The sequence below is a fragment of the Streptomyces sp. NPDC046887 genome (assembly GCF_040644755.1).
GTDB classification, from domain to species: domain Bacteria; phylum Actinomycetota; class Actinomycetes; order Streptomycetales; family Streptomycetaceae; genus Streptomyces; species Streptomyces lichenis.
Map to the genome: position 1 here is coordinate 84879 of NZ_JBEYXH010000018.1, position 14577 is coordinate 99455.

The 14577-nt window shown below is 72.3% G+C and carries 7 protein-coding genes; 3 read left to right on the plus strand and 4 right to left on the minus strand.

Annotated features, from left to right (window positions below; translation table 11 throughout):
• Window positions 1-268: 268 nt before the first annotated feature.
• Window positions 269-5680, minus strand: coding sequence for a DUF3883 domain-containing protein (locus ABZ945_RS18505; protein WP_361270340.1), 5412 nt, complete (start codon window positions 5678-5680; stop codon window positions 269-271).
• A 277-nt stretch (window positions 5681-5957) separates the two neighbouring features.
• On the opposite strand from ABZ945_RS18505, the gene ABZ945_RS18510 reads away from it, so the two are divergent.
• A complete protein-coding gene (locus ABZ945_RS18510) occupies window positions 5958-7091 on the plus strand; it encodes a tyrosine-type recombinase/integrase (RefSeq protein ID WP_361270343.1) in 1134 nt (377 codons plus the stop codon).
• Here the strand turns inward: ABZ945_RS18510 and ABZ945_RS18515 are convergent.
• Window positions 7039-8484 carry a peptidase C39 family protein gene (locus ABZ945_RS18515; protein WP_361270345.1) on the minus strand — a complete coding sequence of 482 codons (1446 nt, stop codon included), beginning with the start codon at window positions 8482-8484 and terminating at the stop codon, window positions 7039-7041. The genes ABZ945_RS18510 and ABZ945_RS18515 overlap by 53 nt on opposite strands.
• 248 nt (window positions 8485-8732) lie before the next feature.
• Here ABZ945_RS18515 and ABZ945_RS18520 point away from each other — a divergent pair, with 248 nt between their 5' ends.
• Entirely contained in the window at window positions 8733-9341 is a 609-nt protein-coding gene (locus tag ABZ945_RS18520) for a hypothetical protein (RefSeq protein ID WP_361270348.1), read from the plus strand.
• Window positions 9342-9773: 432 nt separating this feature from the next.
• Window positions 9774-12209 carry an AAA family ATPase gene (locus ABZ945_RS18525; protein WP_361270351.1) on the plus strand — a complete coding sequence of 812 codons (2436 nt, stop codon included), beginning with the start codon at window positions 9774-9776 and terminating at the stop codon, window positions 12207-12209.
• A gap of 52 nt (window positions 12210-12261) precedes the next feature.
• Here the strand turns inward: ABZ945_RS18525 and ABZ945_RS18530 are convergent, their stop codons facing one another.
• Window positions 12262-13080, minus strand: a complete 819-nt coding sequence (locus ABZ945_RS18530) for an alpha/beta fold hydrolase (RefSeq protein ID WP_361270354.1) — start codon at window positions 13078-13080, stop codon at window positions 12262-12264.
• Window positions 13081-13087: 7 nt separating this feature from the next.
• Window positions 13088-14566 carry an NAD(P)/FAD-dependent oxidoreductase gene (locus tag ABZ945_RS18535; protein ID WP_361270357.1) on the minus strand — a complete coding sequence of 493 codons (1479 nt, stop codon included), beginning with the start codon at window positions 14564-14566 and terminating at the stop codon, window positions 13088-13090.
• Between the last annotated feature and the right edge of the window lie 11 nt (window positions 14567-14577).

Sequence of the window (14577 nt, forward strand, 5' to 3'; positions counted from 1 at the left end):
CCTGCTGAGCAGCTCGGCGGCTTCCCTCACCCGGCGCCCCGCCCCTCCAGTGGTTGCTAGCGACAATTCTTCCAGAACCTGCGGCGTCCGACCGCCAGTTCGCGGAACCTCTGTCCGGAGCAGTCCGCACCCTGCGCGCGTGGTAGAAGTTCGAAACGGCAAAACCGAACCAGATCATCCGAGACGGGGACACTCGCCATCAGCGCGCACACCGGCTCACCTTGACGTTTAACCCCGACTCATCTCGCACTGGGGTTAACCGTCAAAGTCACAGCAGGTAGGAGAAGCGGAGTGCCCCGCCCTCCTCTCGGTAGCGGCCCTGGCCGCGCTTCCCGTAGGGGTTGGGGAGCATCTGGATGGCTACCTTGTAAGGGGTGAGCGCGTGGGTGACCACCAGGAGACGCCAGCGGTCATTGCCGGCGTGCTGGCGGGCAGCGCGGACCTCGCTCTCTCCCAGCTCGAAGCGCCCGCCTTCGCCTGCGGTCGCCTTCACCTCATAGAGGTAGGGCTGACTGCCGGAGCCGACCCGGAAGTCGTAGCCGAGGCCGTCGTCGCCGGATGGGCCGGGAAAGGCCTTGCGGCGATTCCCCGACACCCAGCCCGTCTCGTCCATACGGTCCGGGTAGCGCGCACACAGCCACTGGTACGCGTACCACTCGCCCACGTACCCGATGGCCTCCCGCTGGGCCGTGGTGAGCCCGCTGTCCGAGCTGCCCCCGTAGCGCCATCCGGGCGTGCGACCGATGGGCCCGGTGCGCCCGGTCCGGGGACGGGGGTCCATGAAGCGGAGCGGTCCGGCCGCGGTGATGCCCAGCGCCGAGCCGCTGTGCAGGAGCCGGTCGAGTTCGCGGGTGAGGGCAGCGTAGTCGCCGGAGTGCACGTCGAAAGCGCGGCCACCGACGGTGATCGACCGTCGTTTGCGCTCCCGTTCGCGACGCTCGTGGTCCGCCGCGTTGCGCACCCGATCCAGGTCGGCCTCGGACAGCCCGTGCCGCCCGAGATCTGGGTCGACCGCCATCCCCTCGGGCCACTGGCCGAGGATCGCCAGCCAGCCGACGACGTCGGCGGGGGACAAGGGACGGAAGTCCAACGCGCCCGCGGCCTCCAGCCGCGCGGTGACCTCCTCGGCGGGCTCGGCTCCGGCCAGGGCCGCTGGCAACGGGTGGCCGGCCGCCCTGACCAGAACCGCGAGGTCGGCGGCCAGGCCGGTGATCGTACGGAGGTTCACGCCGCTTACCTGGTCGGGGGCGGGCAGGCGTTCGCCTGACCGGGGCAACGGCGCCGAGCGGCCAAGGCGCAGCGCCAGCTGCTCCTCCACGTGCGCTGCCAGGCTCCCCGTGTCGGCCGTGTCCACGGTGTACTCCCATGCTGTCGGCACGGTGATCCAGTCCAGGGTCTTGACCGAGGGCCAGTCGGGCATCGGACGGCGCGCGTCGAAGTCCTCCAGCACCGCCCAGCGCAGCCGGTTGACGAGCTCCTTCTTGCGCGGGTCCAGGTAGGTGCGGAGCGCCTCCTCGTGCTCGTCGGCGTGGCTGACCGGTTCCCAAAGCGGGCTCATCGCGCGCAGGGTGTCGTTCAGCTCAGCGAATCCGATGCCCAGGTCGCGCCGCAGCTCGTCCGTACCGCGCGCCGCGCGAGCCCTGGCGATGAACTCGGATACGGGGACCGGGAGCTCGGCGGCGTAGTCCTCGAGGTGGGCCTGGAACTCCCGGGTGTCGCCCGGCGGCGGCAGGAGCAGCGAGTTCGTCGTCTCTGGTCCGAGCAGGTGGACGAGGAAGGGCTGGCAGCGCTCCAGGACCACGCCGATAGCTCCGTCGATCCGGCGGCTCGTCTCCTCAACCTGGTGGACCGTGACTTCGAGGGCATCGGCGAGCTCCTCGTGGCCCGGGTCGTGCAGGTCGGCGTAGCGGGAGGCGAGCTGGTGGGCAGCGAGACGCAGCCGGTCGCCGAACTCCCGCCGCCCCAGCAGCTCGGCGACCGCCACCACGATGCGGGTGGTCTCGGGCCAGCCCGGCTCGCCTGCCGGGGCGAGGACGAGCGGATGCTTCGGGTCGGGCAGCGGCAGTACTCCGCCGAGGCGGCCCGGCAACGTCACGGGTCGACCGTCGAGCTCGATGTCCCAGGAGCGGTAGCGGTGCAGACGTATGCTCCGGACCAGAGACGTCAGCTCGCTCAGCTCGGCCTCGCTCGCCCGGGGGCCGCGCGCCAGGTGGTCGGCGAGGACACCCACGGCCAGCGTGAGCCAGGGCAGCTGCTGGATCAGTGGCTCTCCCATCGACGCGGGGTCCACCCGTGCGCCGTCCACGGTCACCGTGAACATCAGGTCGTCGGTGTGCCGGACGGTGGCGGGGTGGCCGTCCGCCAGCAGCTCGGCGGCCTCCGCCGAGACATCCGGAAGGGTCAGCAGGGGGTGCCCCGTCTCCCGTACCAGCAGGGCTGTCAGACCGTCGCGTTCACCGCTGACGTAGAGCACTGCATCGCCATCGCTCTCCCCGGCGTCCAGGTCGGACAGTGGAACGCTGATCAGCCGGTCCCCGGACTCTGCGAGCAGACTGGCGCCCTCGGGCAGTACGGGATGCGGCTGCTGTACGAGGTACCTCCAGGCGCGTTCGTTGGCGCGCTGCGCGGCAGGCCGGTCCTCCGTCCCGAGGGCGCCCTCCGCCGCAAGCCGTCCCAGCGCGGCGATGAGGCGATCGCTGTCCCAAGAGTTGCCCCAGGTCGGCAGCCCCATCTCCCGCAGCCGAGCGCCCGCCTTTCCACGTTCCAGAAGGTGGCGCAGTCGATGGTCGACAGTCGGTGCATATGAGGGCTCCTCCTCCAGCCCGGGCGGGCAGTGCCAGGCGTCGGCCGGCCGGACGAACCGGACGGCCCGGTCGCGGCCCCGCACCGGGAGCCACGACTGCTCCCGGACGAAGGCGCCGAGCGGGGTCGGGACCCGTTCCGTGTCCGGGGAACTCTGGCTGCCGGCGCTGGTCCAGACGCTGGTGAACCTCCTGTCTCTCCAGTCGGCCAGGCCGTGCAGGACGAGCCGTGCGTACGCCAGCCGAGCCTCCTGGCCGAGGCGTCCGACGACGTCCTGGCCAGGGAGCCGCCAGGCGTGGGTTCCCCGATACGGCGTCCGGGGGTAGTAGGCACGGGACCAGTTGCGGATGTATGGCTCCCACTGTTCCTGCACCTCGGCAGACACCTTCGCCATGCGGACCAGTTGCCGAGCGGTGAGCTCCCGGCCCTGGTTCACCCAGCTCACGGCGTCGGAGGACCTGACCGGAACCAGCCCGTCGGCCACCCCGGCCTCCTTCAGGAACGCCCGCCACTCCTCAGCCGTGGTCGCGTCCCCCTTGGCAAACTCCTCGGGCGCGGCGAGGAGGCATCCGGCCACTGCTTTGAGGCTCTTCGACACGTCCTGCCCGGCGGCGACCACCGCCGCCAGGTCCTCACCGACGGACCCGCGGCCCCACCCCCGGCCGAAGACGGCGTTGCTCGCCCTGATCATCCGACCGTCCGCCGACAGCACGTACAGTCCGAGCGAGGAGACCTCCGTCCCGTCCAGCGAACGCCGAGCCTGCCACAGCCGGAAGACGAACCGCAGGGTCCGGAGCCGCAGTCGGAGATCGGTGCTCGCGTTGAGTTGCTGCCGTGCGTGGTCCAGCAGGCCCTTAGTGTCGTACGGCCGGACGAGCCCCTCCTCTTCGAGGAAGACGCGGGCGGAACGCCCACGCGTACGTTCGCCGCGGTCCTTCCAGACCAGCCCCGGGTGCAGGCAGAACAACCGCCTGCCGAGCAGGGAGGGGACGGACGGGCCCTCGGCCCGGTTCGCCTCCGTGCACACCGGCTGGAAGAACGCCTCCCGACGGGCACCGCTCGGCTTGCCCTGTGCACGTGTGCTCGTGGCCGTACCCGCCGTGCCGGGGGAACGGTTGGTGTGCCGCAGCGTGCAGTCCTCCGCGAGCAGCAACCGCCTGTCATGCAGGATCCGCCCGTGGTCCTCGAAGAGGGCGGCCAGGTCCTCGTACAGCGCGCTCCACTCCTCGGGGAACTCACCGGACCTGGGGAGCGGAAGGGACCCGACGATCCGCTCCACGTGATCGGCGAGGAGCTCCGGGGCCGGCTCCCACGGGCATGCGAGGGCGCGGCACAGGGTGGCCAGCCGCTTCAGCCGGTCGCTGCCGATCCCGGGGTCTGCCACTACGATTCCGGCCTCGTGCGCGCGGTGTGCCGTGAGGACCGTCAGGTCGAGGTCCGGCCACAGGGCGGCGCCCCGGGGCGCCGCCCATCCCGCCTCCGGCGGGGTGCCGTCCGCGGCGAGGACGGGCACGAGCGGTACGTCGGCCAGTTCGCTCCCGTGCACGCGCAGAGCCGCCGCGCGGAGCCGCCCCACCGAGTCCTTCTTGTTCTCCCAGCTCACCAGGTCCACGGCCAGCTGCCGCATGGACGGCTCGGGCGAGGCGCGCAATAGCGCAGCGGCCGCCAGACAGGTCTCGGCGACCGCATCGAGCAGCAGCACGTTCAGCGGGTTGTCGGAGGGAAGCCCAGTGCGATCGAACTTGGTGAAGAACGGGGCGTTCACATGACCAGGGAAGGGCGCGGCCTGGTCCTCTCCCATCGGCAGGAAGGTGTAGATCTGCCCATGCAGCGGTCGACGCGGGGCGGGCAGCGGGAGTGCGACCTCGACGACGGCGGACCGCTTCCACTCCTGCCACGTGTCGTCGAGGAGCCCGGAGCCCACGGCTTCGGCGAGCGTGCTATTCAGCCGTTCCTTCTCGACGGTGCTCCGGGCCACAAGGAAGGTGCCGGACGGCCCCAGATCCACGGTCGCGCAGGAGACGGGGGGCCCGTTCCCGGCGCCGTCCTGCGCCACCGCGAAGCGCTCCTCTGAGCGGGTCAGCTCGTGCCGCTCGTGCGCCTCTTGGCGGTCGTCCAACTCGCCCGTCTCACCGGCGGCCCGCCGTTCCAGCGTCAGGCCGGCGAGCCGGTCGAGGAACAGCATCACGGGTACGTTCGCCTCCACGAGCTCACGCATTCGCAACCGGACATCGGCCCGTGCGGCTTCGCTCAGCAAGGGCAGCCGGACGACAGTGACGTATCCCTGGGCGGCGAGCTGCTGACAGGTCGCGGGCACGTCGTCCAGCGGCAGGGGTGCCTGCAACGGCGGATACGTGGCGGCCACCTCATAGGCGTTGTCCTCACCGCCGAGGAACTCCTCCACGTCGGCCCTCTGCGCGAAGCGGAAGCAGTACCCGTCCAGTTCCGGGCCGAGCGGGCTGTCGGGGTCTGCGCTGTAGATCTCGGGCGCTTCACTGATCAGCAGGATGCTGCGGAATCCGACGCCCTTGTTCCCGATGCCCTCGCCGATCTCCTTCGAGCTCTGGGCGAGCTCACAGATCCGCTCGACGTTCTGCCAGGTGAAGGGCGTGCCGCCGTTGGCGATATACAGCGTCCCCCACTCGCCCTCCGCCTCGTCCAGCAGGACGTGGACATGTCCGTCGCGGCGGTCCGTCGGATGAGCGTCGTAGCCGTTCTGCAGCAACTCGAAGAGCGAGCGGCCGGCGTACTCTCGCGCGCTCGTGTACGACACGGCGTTCACCTGCCGTGCCATGCGCAGGACCTGCTCCGACCGAGCCCCCTCCAGCACGGACCGGCCGTACTCCCGCAGCTGCTCGGCCCGGGCGTTCCTCGCCATGATTCTCCCCTCACCTCAGCGTGATGAGAACGGTATCCCGCCGCACTGACATCGGGGGGCGAGGGGACCACCGTGTGGAGCGCGGCTCGGAGCTAAGTTTGACGTTTTGGTCTGCCGTCGAACGGGCTCGAACGTCGTGGTCTTTTCATCCGCGGAAACGTGGGCCGCCAAATCCTCCGACGCCCGGAGATTTGGCGCGCCCGGAAACATCGACTACAACACCACCCACACCGAAAAACATGGCCGACGGCCGTGTGAGCAGAGATGGGGAGACAGGTTGGCTCAAATCATCGACAACGGTTCTGCCGTGTCCGGCAAGCGGTGGACCGTCCGCTACCGGGAGCCGGGCGGACGCACCGGGCGTCAGCGGGAGAAGTCGTTCGCCCGGAAGAAGGACGCGGTCGACTTCGCCACCAAGATGGAAGGCGACAAGCGCGAGAACATCTACGTCGATCCCGACGCCGGCAAGGTGTCGCTCCGCCGGTACGCGGACGACTGGCTCGCGAAGAAGACCGCTTCCGCCGGCGCCCTCGAGTCGTACGAGCGCATCGTCCGCCTCCACGTAGTCCCCCACCTGGGGAGCAAGATGATCTCGCAGGTCACCGCGACGGACATCGAGGGTCTGTACGCACGCTGGCGCCGAGATGGGGCGGCCCTCAACACCATCGAGTCCCGGCACATAGCCCTCTCGGCGCTGTTCTCCCACGCTGTGCGCCACAGGCGGATTCCCGTGAATCCCATGACGCAGGCCGAGAAGCTGGAGAACCCTGTTATTCCTGTCGACGACAGGAAACTTCCCAGCTTCGACGAGATAACCGCCATCGCCAAGGAGATCGGGCCTCGCCTGTCTCCGGCGGCATGGCTCATGACGTGCTGCGGACTTCGTATAGGGGAATCGCTGGGAGTCTTCCCGGAAGACATGCGCGACGGCACCCTGCGAATCCGGCGGCAGGTGATTCGCTACAAGGACGCCTCCGGAAAGTACACGCCGAAATACGCCCCGCTGAAGCATCGGAAAGAAGGCGAGTGGCGCGATATACCCGTGCCTGCTTCCCTTGAGCCGTTCATCGACCGGCTTCCGATCCGCAACGCGAGCGGCGGAATGCCGTATCCCGACCTTCTGCGCAAGTCGTGGGACCGCGCCGTCAGGCGGCTCGAGCTTCCCGCATACAACCCGCACGACTTGCGGCATAAGTGGACCACCGTGGCCCTGACCGACGGAGTGTCCATTCACGAGGTGTCTCGCTGGCTCGGACATCGTTCGATCAAGGTCACGGTGGACCGGTACGGCCACCTCACGCAGGACGGTCAGGAGCGCTGCCGTCAGGTCGTCGAGACGGCCGTCGGGCCGCACATGCTCACACCAGGCCGAGTGCCTGCAGCGCGCGGTGCTGACTTGGTGCTGACTTGACCGGCCAGAAGATGTAGCAGACACCCCCCGTACCGCCCCTGACCTTGCCGTTCGCGTCGTAGCGCTTGGTGCGGAGCCAGATGTTCTCCCACTCCCGGCGCTGGTAGACGCGGCGGACGGCCGGGTTGGACGGGGAGGCGGGGTCGTTGGCGACGATGTCGCCGGAGGAGGTGAGGCCGACCACGGTCATCAGATGGCCCGCCGTGCCGTAGCCGGCGCCGGTCAGCTCCTCCTTGAGGAAGGACTGCGAGGTGATCACCGGGATGCCGGCCCGGAGCAGGTCCTCCAGCTCGGCGAGCGACCGCAGCCGGGTGACGACCGCGTTGATGTCCCGGTAGGTGGCCGCGTAGGCGGTGTTGAACGGCCAGTTGCCGCAGCCGTCGTAGGCGTGGTCGAAGGTACGGCGGGCGGCGTGGCACACCTGGGGGTCGTTGTAGGCCGGGTCCACCCAGGCCAGGTCCTGCGCGGTGGGCCGGCGGCCCCAGAACTCCAGGATCATCTGCGAGGAGGTGGGGCTGCACCAGGCCTCACCGCCGCCGCCGTACTCGGGGTACCGCCCGTCGTGGAGGTGCTGCGAGTAGCGCGGGACGGCCAGTTCGCGGCCCGTCCCGGGGGTGGAGGCGGGGACGGTGAAGCGGTCCGGGATGTCGGAGGCCATCGCCCCGGCCCGCCAGACCGTCGGGGTGAGCCCGCTGCCCGGGCGGCGGTGCAGGGTGAGGCGCAGCCGGTACGCGGCCAGCCGCAGGCCGGTCGACGCGTCGTCGACCGCCAGGGTGTCGGTCCAGACCGTGCTGCGGCCGTCCTTTTGGCCGTCCACCGAGGTACGGGCGATGTCGCCCTCGCCGGCCGCCCAGTGGGCCATCACATACCAGGGCGTCCGCGTCCCGTCGCCGTACCGCCCCTGGAGCTCCACCGCGAGCCAGGTGCCGGCCGGAGTGTCGGCGTTCCAGGAGGCGATGACCTCGGTCGCCGGGACCGCCGAGGTGTGCTCGGGTGAGGTCCAGCGGGCGTACTCCCAGGTGGTACGGGCGCCGGTGTGCGGGTCGGTGCGCTCGACCCGTCCGGCGGCGGAGGCGATGACCAGTCCGGGACGGTCGCCCGCGAGGGCGCGGGTGCCGGCGCGGTCGCCTCCGCACCAGTCGCTGTACGAGGTCCAGAACCGGTTGTCGACCAGGCCTCCGCCCGCCGCGCCGCCGCCGGCCGACGGGGCCGGGGGTGAGGCGGGCGCGGCGGTCGCGGTCGCGGCCCGGGCGGTACCGGAGCCGCCGGGCAGTGCGGTGGCGGCGGCGGTGCCGGCCACCGCGAGCGCGGCGGCCAGCAGGGCCCGGCGGGAGGCGGGAGGGGTGGGCTCGCCGGCGTCGGAGGCGCCGGAGGTGCCCAGGTTGTCGGTCATACGGTGATCCCCGATCGGTCGCGGTGGGAACGGAGCGGATGAGGGCGGTGGGGGCGGGGCGGAGGACACGGGCGGAGGCGATGGGAGCCAGGGGCCCGGGGCGCGGTCCCGGTCAGGGCCACTATCCCGGCCTGACGGCCCGGTCAGCCACCCGTCGGACCCGGGCCATCGCACCGTTATTGGTCTCGACCAGTGGCGTGGGAGGGGGATTCGGCGGAGGGGGCGGAGGGGCTCTATAGGGTTGCCGTATGGACCGACTCGCCCCGCTCGCCGCCGAACTGCGCGCTCTGGCGCCCTCGTGCGGCCCGGTGCGGCTGGTCGCCGTCGACGGTCACGCGGGGTCCGGGAAGTCCACCTTCGCCGCTCGGCTGGCGGTCTCGCTCGGGGGCGCCCCGGTGCTCCACCTGGACGACATCGCGACGCATGAGGAGCTGTTCGGCTGGACGGACCGCCTCCGGGCCGAGGTGCTGGAGCCGTTCGCCCGTGGTGAGTCGGCGCGGGTTCACCCGTACGACTGGAATCTGCGCCGCTTCGGGCCGCCGAGGACGCTGCCGACGGCGGAGGTGGTGCTGGTCGAGGGGGTGGGCGCCGGGCGACGGGCGGTGCGGCCGCGACTGGCGGGGCTGCTCTGGATGGACCGGGACCGGGATACCTCCTGGGAGCGGGGCCGGAGGCGGGACGGTCCCCCGCAGGCTGCCTTCTGGGACGGCTGGACGGTGGCGGAGACCCGCCACTTCGCCGCCGACCCGTCCCGGCCGTTCGCCGACTGGCTGGTAAGGGAGTGCCGGGAGGGGTACGCGTGGCGGCCCGGGCCCGCCGCGACGACGCTGCACGCAGCAGAGCGTCACTCTGGGTGACCCGGCGGGGATCGCATACCGACTAGTCGGAAAATGGCCGATGGACCGCCCCAACTTCGCTTGACCGGGCGGCCGTACAGGTCTTACGTTCTCAATGTGCGGCTTTCGGAAGCCGCCCCCGACGCGAAGCCCCTGGTTGTTCCCCCGTGACCGGGGGCTTCGTCCTTTCCGCTTTCTCCCGTTCCGTCACTCCTGGCGTGGGTGCCTCACTCACCCTCGGTCACCGCGCCGTTCGCGCCGCCGTCGCGCGTCCGCGCCCGGCTCCGGCCGCCTCACGCGCCCTTCGTCGCGCACTCCCCGTGCCGGTACGATGCCTCTCGGTGTGGGCAGCTACGGGCAAGTCCCGTGAGACGGAAGGGCGATGGGATCGACGCCACCGGGCGGTCGCCCGGCTGGTACCGGCACGGGGACACGGTGATGCGGGGGGACCCGATGAACATCGGCACGCGGGGCGCACACGCCCCGGCCGACCTCGCCTGGCTGCGCGGTGTGGACGCCTACACGATGGGCGCCTACCCCCAGGCGGAGGAGGAGTTCCGTACGGCGGTGCGGATCGATCCCGGGATGGCCGACGGCTGGCTGGGCCTGCACGCGCTGCGGGTGGAGACCACCACCGCGCTGCTGCGGATGTACCGCAACCGCGAGCGGTTCGGCGAGCAGCGCGCCCGCCATCGGCGCCGGCTCAACTCCTGGTACTGGCTCGGCTGGTGGGTGCAGCCGGTGCTGGAGCGGCCACGCGATCTGCTGCTCGCGCACGCCTCGCACTGGCTGGACGGACGGCATGTACCCGAGCTGGACCGGGCGCTCGCCGGGCTGCCGCCGGTGGACGCCGACCGGCAGGTGCGTTTTCTGCACGCCTGCCGCGCCTATCTGGTCAAGGACTGGGAGGAGCTCGCCCGCCACACCGAGCCGCTGGTCGACGATCCGCAGCTCGGTATCGAGGCGGGCCTGTTCGGCGGGATGGCCCGGGTCCGGCTGGAGATGTACGCGCAGGCGGAGCCGCTGCTGTCGGCCTCGCTGATGCGCTGCCGCAGCGAGCAGCCGCAGCGCAAGGAGCTGCGCTACTGGCTGGCGCGCGCCCACGAGGGAACCGGTCGCAGCGCGGCCGCCCTGCCGCTCTACCGGGCGGTGTACCGGATCGACCCGGCGTTCATGGACACCGCGGCCCGGCTCACCGCCATCACCGACGACGGGTTCGACGGGGTGGAGGGGATGGAAGGGGTCGAGGGGGCTGGCGCCGATCTCGCGGCGGTCTCCCTGGCCGGCCTCGGTCAGGACGGCGGGCTGGGGCAGGATTCCGGTCCGGGGCAGGACCCGGGGCCGGGTAGGGACTCCGGTCCGGGTAGGGACTCCGGTCCGGGGCGGGACTCCGGTCCGGGTAGGGACTCCGGTCCGGGGCGGGACTCCGGTCCGGGATGGGACTCCGGTCCGGGGCGGGATGCCGGCGCTTTCGGTGGGCCGGACTCCGCTGCCTTCACCCTCCAGGAGCCGGGCTGTGCGCAGGACACCGGGGCCTTCGGGCCGGAGGACGGCGACCCCTTCGGCTCGGGCGGCGCGAGGTTCGGGGCGGAGAGCGGCGGCTCCGGGGCGGATGCCGGCTACGGGCCGGACGGCGGTCGCGGGCCGGAGGAGGCGGGCTACGGGCCGGGGGACGGAGGCTACGGGTCGGAGGAGGGGGGCTGTGGGGCGGGCGGGGGCGTCGGGCAGGGCCCGGTGACCGCGCTGGACCTGCGCGACGGCACGGATATGGCGGACGGGCCGGACATCCCACCCGGTGCCGGTGGCGGCGCCCGGCGCGGGGCGGGCCCGGGTCCTGGCTCGGGCGCGCCGGACGGGCCGAGCCGCCGGTCACCGGCCGGCCCCGGCTCCTCGGCCGCCTTCGACGGCGGGGCGCGGGCCCGGGGCGGCTCCGGCCCGGCGGCCGCCCCCGCGGGACCGGCCGATCCGGAGCTGCTCGCCGAGGCCCTTGCCGAGCTGGAGCGGATGGTCGGTCTCGAACCGGTCAAGCGCCAGGTGAAGGCGGTCTCGGCGCAGTTGGAGATGGCCCGGCTGCGCGCGGCCCGCGGGCTGCCGGTGCAGCCGCCGAAACGTCACTTTGTCTTCTCCGGCCCCTCCGGCACCGGCAAGACCACCGTCGCCCGCATCCTGGGCCGGGCCTTCTACGCCCTGGGGCTGCTCGGCGGCGACCATCTGGTGGAGGCGCAACGGGCGGACCTCGTGGGCGAGTTCCTGGGGCAGACCGCGGTAAAGGCGAACGAGCTGATCGACTCGGCGCTGGGCGGGGTGCTGTTCGTGGACGAGGCGTACGCACTGTCCAACTCGGGCTACAGCAAGGGTGACGCCTACGGCGACGAGGCGCTGCAGGTACTGCTGAAGCGGGCCGAGGACAACCGGGACCATCTGGTGGTGATCCTGGCCGGCTATCCGGAGGGCATGGACCGGCTGCTGGCCGCCAACCCGGGGCTGTCCTCGCGCTTCACCACCCGGGTGGACTTCCCCTCGTACCGCCCGCTGGAGCTGACCGCCATCGGCGAGGTGCTGGCGGCGGCCAACGACGACGTATGGGACCCGGAGGCGCGCGAGGAGCTGCTGTCGATCAGCGGCCATGTGGTGGAGCAGGGCTGGATCGACGAGCTGGGCAACGGCCGGTTCCTGCGCACCCTGTACGAGAAGTCGTGCGCGTACCGGGACCTGCGGCTGACCACCTACCGGGGCGAGCCGACCCGCGAGGACCTGGCGACGCTGCGGCTGGCGGACCTGATGCAGGCGTACGGGGAGGTGCTGTCCGGCCGCGATCCGGCACGGCGCGGACCGGAGGAGCCGCCCCCGGGCGGCGGCCCCGGCTTCCCCGGGCTGCCCGGCTACTGAGCCGACGGGCCCCGGGCTGCCCGGTGTTACCGAGCCGGCCCCCTGCGCGGGATCACGCGGTGGCGAGGAAGGCGCGCAGAGCCGGGGTGACCGCCTCGGGCCGCTCCAGGGTGAGGGTGTGCCCGGCCCGGGGGATCCGCTCCAGCCGCGCGCCGGGTATCCGGGCGGCGATCCCGGCCGCGTCGGACGGCGGGGTGGAGGTGTCCTCCTCCCCCACCAGGACCAGCGTGGGCACGGTGACCCGGCCCAGCTCGGCACCGATCGGCGGATGGCCGGCCACTCCGCGTACCGCGTCCGCGATCCCGGCCCGGTCGCTCCGGCGCAGTCGGCGCTCCCACTCCGCGAGCACCGGCCCGCTCTCCGGGGAGCGCAGGAACGAGGCCCCGAAGGCCATCGCGGCGGCCCGTCCGCGTACCGGCCCGATGCCCACCAGCCGGTGGACCAGGGCGAGTTGCCGGAAGCTCCGGGAGCGGGCCGGGGTGAGGCCGTCGGCGGTGGTGGCGAGCAGGGAGAGGGAGCACAGCCACTCGGGGTGGCGGGCCGCCAGCCGCATCCCGACGAAGCCGCCCATGGAAAGGCCGACGAAGTGCACCGGTCCGGTGCCGAGCGCGTCCAGCAGCGCACGTACATCGGCGGTCAGGGTGTCCATGTCGTAGCCGCCGGGCGCCCGCGGGCTGTCGCCCTGCCCCCGCCAGTCCAGGGTGACGCACCGGTAGTCGGCGCTCAGCGAGGCGGTCTGCGGCCGGAACATCCAGCCGCCGAAGAGCAGTCCATGGCCGAAGACCACGGTCGGGGCGTCCGGGCGGCCCGGCGGCGGGCCGGTGTCGGTGTACGCGAGGGTCGCGGCGCCGCTCGTCGTCAGCAGAGGCATCGGGGGCTCAGCCGGCGGTGGCCGCGTAGGGGGCGGGGTCGAAGGTGCCGTTGCGGTGCCGGAAGGCGTCGGCGAAGTCCGGCCAGATCAGGGTCACCCGCTTGCTGCGCGGATCGACGTACCAGCTCCGGCAGCGCTCGCCGTCCCAGACCGTGCCGCGGGCCTGCCGGTCGAGTTCGGCCGCGTAGTGCTGCTGGGCGGCGGCTGAGACCTCCACGGTGCGGTCGCCCTGGGCGCGGCTCCAGGCCAGGGCGCCGAGGAGGTAGTCGATCTGCGCCTCGATGACATGGACGATCGAGTTGTGGCCGAGGCCGGTGTGGGGGCCGTTGACCAGGAAGAGGTTGGGGAATCCGGCGACCGTGGTGGAGGCGAACGCCTCCATGCCGCGGGCCCAGTGGTCGGCCAGGGACCGTCCGTCGGCGCCGTGGACCAGGCGGGCGTAGGGGGGTTCGGTGGTCTCGAAGCCGGTGCAGAGGACGATGACGTCGGCGGCGTGAGCCGTGCCGGAGGCGGCGATCGCCTTTCCGGGCTCGACGCGCGCCAGCGCCGAGGGTTCCAGGGTGACATGGTCGCGGGTGAGGGCCGGGTAGTAGGTGTCGGAGATCAGCACGCGCTTGCAGCCCAGCTCGTAGTCGGGGGTGAGCGCCTGGCGCAGCGCCGGGTCGGCGATCTGCCGCTCCAGGTGGGCCCGGGCCGCCGCCTTGGCCTCGGCGAGCTGGTGCGGGGCGGCCCGGCGGGCGGCGAACCCCGCCTCCAGGTACCAGAAGATCTCGGCGCGGTGGGCGGGGACGGCCTCCGGGTCCCGCCGGAAGATCCGCTGCTCGGTCTCGGTGTACGCCCGGTCGGGGCGCGGGACGACATAGGGGGCGCTGCGCTGAAAGACAGTCACCTGGGAGGCCGTGCCCGCGACCTCGGGCACGATCTGGACGGCGCTGGCGCCGGACCCGACGACCGCGACGCGCTTGCCCTCCAGACTGGTGCCGTGGTCCCAGCGGGCGGAGTGGAACACCGGGCCGCCGAAGGTCTCGATGCCCGGGATCTCCGGGAGGCTGTGGTCGCTGAGGTGGCCGGTCCCGGTCACCAGGTACCGCCCGCTGAAGACCCCGCGGGTGGTGGTGACGGTCCAGCGCCCCTCGGCCGGGTCCCAGCGGGCGTCCCGTACCTCCGCGCCGAAGCGGATGTGCGGCAGCAGCCCCTCCTCGCGGGCGGTGTCGCGGAGGTAGCGGTGGATCTCCGGCTGCCGGGCGAAGAGCCGGGACCAGTCCGGGTTGGGGCGGAAGGAGAAGGAGTAGAGGTGGGAGGGGACGTCGCAGGCGGCGCCGGGGTAGGTGTTGTCCCGCCAGGTGCCGCCGACGTCGTCGGCGCGCTCCAGGACGAGGAAGGAGTGCGTGCCCTCGCGCTTCAGCCGGGCGGCCGTGCCGAGACCGGCGAATCCGGTGCCGATGACGAGGACGTCGACACTTCGGGGGATGGTGGTGCGGCTCATGGGGTGCTCCA